The organism is Methylophaga muralis (assembly GCF_001720165.1).
Lineage (GTDB): Bacteria > Pseudomonadota > Gammaproteobacteria > Nitrosococcales > Methylophagaceae > Methylophaga > Methylophaga muralis.
In genome coordinates, this window is sequence record NZ_MCRI01000063.1 from 1 (window position 1) to 5,382 (window position 5,382).

Below are 5,382 nucleotides of genomic sequence, written 5' to 3' on the forward strand. Positions count from 1 at the left end.
GCTTCAATTAAAAATCGATGCAGCAAAACAATTGCTTGAGCAGATAGCTGCTGATTATAGTCCTGCGATTCTCGCCACCAGTTATGGTGCTGAGGATATGGTGTTGATGGATATGATTGCCAAGTTCGCACCTCAAATCGGCATCTTCACTTTGGATACTGGTCGGCTGCCTAAAGAAACCTATGAATTAATGCAGCAGGCAAAACAGCATTATAACCTTGAGGTTGAGGTTTATTATCCCGATACCCTGAGTATTGAACAGTTTGTCACTCACAATGGGCCGAATGCATTTTATGACAGCGTTGAAATGCGAAAACAATGCTGTGGCATCCGCAAGGTTGCCCCGTTAAATCGTGCTTTGGCTGCTAAAAAAGCCTGGCTGACCGGCATGCGCCGCTCTCAATCCGTCACTCGCAATGAGTTGCCGGTTTCGGAATGGGATGCTGACCATGAGCTACAAAAATTCAGTCCACTGACGGGCTGGTCCAATGGCGAAGTATGGAAATATATCCGCGCTTTTGATGTTCCATTTAACGAATTACACAATCAGGGTTATGCCAGTATTGGCTGTGCCCCATGCACTAGAGCGATTACACCGGGCGAAGATATTCGCGCGGGTCGCTGGTGGTGGGAAAATCCTGAAACCAAAGAATGTGGCTTACACGTAAAGGCTAAGTAACAGAGAAAATTATGACTGAAAAACAACTTACACACTTAAAACAACTCGAAGCCGAAAGCATTCATATCATGCGTGAAGTGGCCGCTGAGTTTGAAAATCCGGTCATGCTATATTCGATTGGTAAGGATTCTGCGGTCATGCTGCATCTGGCCATGAAGGCATTTTATCCTGGCAAGCCACCATTCCCGTTGATGCATATTGATACCACCTGGAAGTTTCAGGAAATGGTCAAGTTCCGCGATCAGCGTGCCAAAGAGCTGGGACTCGAACTTATCGTACATACCAATCAGGAAGGTGTCGACGCAGGTATCAACCCTTTTGATCATCCTCGCTATACCGACATCATGAAAACTGACGCATTAAAACAGGCGTTGAGTAAACATGGTTTTGATGCGGCCTTTGGCGGTGCACGCCGTGATGAAGAAAAATCTCGTGCCAAAGAGCGGGTATATTCGTTTCGCGATAAAAACCATCGCTGGGATCCCAAAGCACAACGTCCTGAGCTATGGAATATTTATAACAGTAGAGTAAATAAAGGCGAAAGCATTCGTGTTTTCCCGCTATCGAACTGGACAGAGCTGGATATCTGGCAATACATCTATTTAGAGCAGATCCCGATTGTCCCGCTGTATTACGCTGCCGAGCGTCCGGTCGTTGATTACAATGGTCTCACCATTATGGTCGATGACGACCGTATGCGTATTCCGGAAGGCCAGCAAATCCGTATGGAAAAAGTACGTTTCCGTACATTGGGCTGTTATCCATTAACCGGAGCAGTTAAGTCAGATGCCGATACTTTGCCTGAAATTATTCAGGAAATGCTGTTGACCACGACATCTGAGCGGCAAGGTCGTGCGATTGATCACGATGAGGCCGGCTCGATGGAGAAAAAGAAACAGGAAGGTTATTTCTAGTTTTGATGTTGAGGGGCTGCGAATCCCTCATCAAGCCGCTGAATAAATTGAATTTGATGCTCAAATTAATGAGCATCTGGACCCCGTTAAAGATAATTAAACCAGGCACTCAACATGACATATGAAACTGATGCGCTGATCGCGTCCGATATCGAAGCCTACCTTAAGCAACACGAAAATAAGGAACTGCTGCGTTTTCTGACCTGCGGTAACGTGGATGATGGTAAAAGCACTCTGATTGGGCGGTTGTTACATGACTCCAAAATGATTTATGAAGATCAGCTTGAGGCAGTAACACGTGACAGTGTTAAATCCGGAACCACAGGCAACCAGGTCGATCTGGCCTTACTGGTCGATGGTCTGCAAGCTGAACGTGAGCAGGGTATTACCATAGATGTGGCGTATCGTTATTTTTCAACGACCAAACGCAAATTTATCATTGCCGATACACCTGGCCATGAACAGTACACCCGGAATATGGCTACCGGCGCGTCAACCTGTCAGTTGGCAATTATTCTGATCGATGCCCGTTATGGTATGCAGACGCAGACACGCCGGCACAGTTTTATTGCTTCATTGCTGGGTATTAAACATATCATCGTGGCCATTAATAAAATGGATTTGATGGATTTCAGTGAACAGGTGTTTAACGATATTCGTAAAGCCTATAGCGAATTTGCCCGTGAACTGGAAATCGAAGATATTCATTTTGTACCGATGTCGGCCTTAAACGGCGACAACGTGGTGAACAGAAGTGAAAACATGCCTTGGTATCAGGGCAACACAATGATGGAATTGCTGGAAAATATTGAGATCGGTAAAGATGCCAATACCCAAGATGCACGTTTCCCGGTGCAATTTGTCAGTCGACCGAATCTGAATTTCCGCGGTTATTGTGGCACCTTATCTGCCGGTATCCTTAAACCTGGTGATGAAATAACGGTATTGCCATCTGGCAAGGAAAGCAAAGTGAAAGCGCTGGTGACCTATGATGGTGAACTTGATTATGCGGTTCCGGGTGAATCCATCACCGTTACCCTGCAGGATGAAGTGGATGTCAGTCGCGGCGATATGATTGTGCATCGTGATCATCAACCACATGTATCCAGTCGTTTTAAAGCCATGGTGGTGTGGATGACGGAACAACCTCTAATAGCAAATAAGCAATACAACATTAAGGTTGGCGTTTCTGACAGTACCGGCGTCATGACGCAAGTTGATCATCAGGTGGATGTAAATACTCTTGCTCATAATCATGTGACTGAGCTGAAACTTAATGAAATCGGCTTATGTGAATTTTCATTGAATAAACCCGTTGTGTTCGACGCTTACAAGCGTAACCGAACTACCGGTGCATTTATTATTATCGATAGGCTGACCAACGTAACGATTGGTGCTGGTATGATTACTGAAGCCATTACAGGTATTACCAATGAGGCAGTGGCTGCAACGGATTTTTCAGCATTTGAGCTTGAATTAAATGCTTTAATCCGTAAACACTTCCCACATTGGGATGCCAAAGATATCAGTGATCTACTGAAATAAACCAGACAAATCAGGCCGTGCTCGCGGCCTGATTTTACCTTACAGCTTATTGTGTAAAATCTATCGAACCCTCTCTTTTGATTTCAATTAAATCCTGCTCATGGTTTGCTCCATGTTATTGAGGCCTGCGTACTGTTTTGGCATCGTAACGAAAATTGTTAAAGTGACTTTGTAAAATTTTTGCGAATTATGTGAACCGGTTTTAGTAGCAAGCAGTGATTTAGGTTACATTCTGCGAAACCGGGATGGTGAATAATGAAAGAACAAGCAGATTTTCGAAAGATTGGGTGTGGTGAATGTTTAAACAGTGGCTTGCTGGGCTTTGATTTTTCAATGGCTTTCCAACCCATTGTTAACACTACCGATCAAACGATTTATGCGCAGGAAGCTTTGGTAAGGGGTGTTGATGGTCAAGGAGCTGCACATGTTTTTGCCAATGTGAATGACAGTAACCGCTATCGCTTTGATCAGGCATGTCGAGTCAAAGCAATCAAACTTGCTGCAGAACTCAACATTGATTCAAAACTCAGCATCAATTTTATGCCTAATGCGGTCTATAAACCCGAATTGTGTATACGCACGACATTAGAAGCTGCTGAAATCTATAATTTTCCGATTGAACGCATTATTTTTGAAGTGACGGAAGGTGAGCAGATAAATGACCATGTTCACCTGCAGAACATTATTCAGTCTTATCAACAACAAGGATTTTCAACAGCCATAGATGATTTTGGTGCTGGTTATGCAGGACTAAACCTGCTGGCAAATATGCAGACCGATTTAGTGAAGCTGGATATGGCCTTAATACGCAACATACATAATGATAAAGTCCGGCAGTCCATTACCCGCGGTATCATTGCTTTCTGTAAGGATTTAAACATTACCGTGATAGCTGAAGGTATCGAATCTGCAGACGAACTTTATGTTTTGCAAGAAATGGGCATTGAGTTATTTCAGGGATATTATTTTGCCAAACCAAGCTTTGAATCTCTGGCAACGCCGACATCAGATTGGTGGCGTTGATAACGCCTGATGCCAAAGCTGTCGTTTGGTTTCAAAACGCATAGCAGCATGTGCTGGGCTGGTTGAAGGAAGTTTGTGAAAAATCAATGAAATTTCAGCTGCCTCCAATTGTTTTATCACATAACGTTTGAAGACTTGTTCCGCTTTGCCGCCATTAAAATAAATCTGAGTTATTGATGGATGCCTCTGCAGAAAATCCACAAAATCATTGGCAATTATCGTTTCTGTTTCAATATGCTGATCCAGACTTCCTTGGCGGCGACAACTTTTCAAAACATCCCACACAGCAATCTGCTTTTGTATTAATAAATCACAACGTTGTTGATAATCTAAGTTAGCTGATTCACCAAACAATGAGGTCATGATGGGCCAGAATGCATTGCGTGGATGGGCGTAATAACGTTGTTGTTTTAACGACTCCATGCCTGGCATCGAGCCGAGAATAAGAGATTTTGGAGCTTTGCCGACAATAGGTGGAAAGCTGGTAGCGAGTTCTAGCATTACTGATAAAGTCTATCCTGATGTCTTATCCAGCCATGTGGATGACGGTTAGCTGGATCATGATGGGTCCAGTGAATTAAGCCACCTTTATCATTCCAGATATATTCGCCGTAAACGCGGACTTCGTCGCCTTCTCTAATATCATCAATTCTTGGTGCCAAATCGATATTGTGAACAATTAACAGGGTTTGGCTGCTAGGTAATTCAATAATAAACCGCTGATGTCGACTGCCTTCATTATCATCTGATAACAGCCGGATTACCGTGCCGGACACTTCAATCTGAACATCGCTTTGCCGCTGTTCAAACAGCTGCTCAACACTGCCAACAGGTGAAGAGACATTATTTTGCGGTTCGGGATCATAAAAGCTGCCCATAAAGATCAAAATGGCAAAGCCAAATAGGATCCAGATGCGTTGTTGCATACGCGTAAATTTCGACATTCTTGATTTGCTCCACAGCTACTCAATCGGATGAGTGGTTGTTTTTCAAATAGGTGACATTTTCAAATGATAAACTTTTTACCATTTGACCCTAGCAAAGGTTTTGATCTCCAGCAGTATTGATTTTTAGATTCATCAAAAATTAATGATTGTTAGCGATGATAAAGAATTATTGATTAAATTATTCGGCCTTAGTGGATTATTTTCTCATCGAGTAATATCAATATAGCCATTTATAATTTCCTGTTATAAGCCAGCAACGTTATAATAGGCGGTT

General features: G+C 43.2%; 6 protein-coding genes. 4 read left to right on the top strand and 2 right to left on the bottom strand.

Going from position 1 to position 5,382, the window contains the following annotated elements; all coding sequences use genetic code 11:
- The 4 genes from A9E74_RS13275 to A9E74_RS13290 form a co-directional block, all read left to right on the top strand.
- Nucleotides 1-679, top strand: a 679-nt coding sequence (locus A9E74_RS13275) for a phosphoadenylyl-sulfate reductase (protein WP_069297080.1), incomplete at its 5' end; no start/stop codon positions are given.
- An 11-nt stretch (nucleotides 680-690) separates the two neighbouring features.
- Entirely contained in the window at nucleotides 691-1,593 is a 903-nt protein-coding gene (gene cysD / locus A9E74_RS13280) for a sulfate adenylyltransferase subunit CysD (RefSeq protein ID WP_069297081.1), read from the top strand.
- Between the two features lie 114 nt (nucleotides 1,594-1,707).
- A complete protein-coding gene (gene cysN / locus A9E74_RS13285; RefSeq protein WP_069297082.1) occupies nucleotides 1,708-3,138 on the top strand; it encodes a sulfate adenylyltransferase subunit CysN in 1,431 nt (476 codons plus the stop codon).
- Nucleotides 3,139-3,393: 255 nt separating this feature from the next.
- Nucleotides 3,394-4,161, top strand: a complete 768-nt coding sequence (locus A9E74_RS13290; protein ID WP_069297083.1) for an EAL domain-containing protein — start codon at nucleotides 3,394-3,396, stop codon at nucleotides 4,159-4,161.
- On the opposite strand, the gene A9E74_RS13295 is transcribed toward A9E74_RS13290, so the two are convergent.
- Both A9E74_RS13295 and A9E74_RS13300 read right to left on the bottom strand, forming a co-directional pair.
- Nucleotides 4,144-4,662, bottom strand: coding sequence for a DNA-deoxyinosine glycosylase (locus A9E74_RS13295; RefSeq protein ID WP_069297084.1), 519 nt, complete (start codon nucleotides 4,660-4,662; stop codon nucleotides 4,144-4,146). The two genes, A9E74_RS13290 and A9E74_RS13295, sit on opposite strands and share 18 nt — an antisense overlap.
- Nucleotides 4,662-5,105, bottom strand: coding sequence for a DUF3465 domain-containing protein (locus tag A9E74_RS13300; RefSeq protein WP_069297085.1), 444 nt, complete (start codon nucleotides 5,103-5,105; stop codon nucleotides 4,662-4,664). The genes A9E74_RS13295 and A9E74_RS13300 overlap by 1 nt, the downstream gene beginning before the upstream one ends.
- Nucleotides 5,106-5,382 lie beyond the last annotated feature (277 nt).

Bases quoted from the DNA above. Each gene is read 5' to 3' on its own strand.
- cysN (WP_069297082.1), top strand. From the start codon at position 1,708: ATGACATATGAAACTGATGCGCTGATCGCGTCCGATATCGAAGCCTAC.
- A9E74_RS13290 (WP_069297083.1), top strand. From the start codon at position 3,394: ATGAAAGAACAAGCAGATTTTCGAAAGATTGGGTGTGGTGAATGTTTA.
- A9E74_RS13295 (WP_069297084.1), bottom strand. From the start codon at position 4,662: ATGCTAGAACTCGCTACCAGCTTTCCACCTATTGTCGGCAAAGCTCCA.
- cysD (WP_069297081.1), top strand. From the start codon at position 691: ATGACTGAAAAACAACTTACACACTTAAAACAACTCGAAGCCGAAAGC.
- A9E74_RS13300 (WP_069297085.1), bottom strand. From the start codon at position 5,105: ATGTCGAAATTTACGCGTATGCAACAACGCATCTGGATCCTATTTGGC.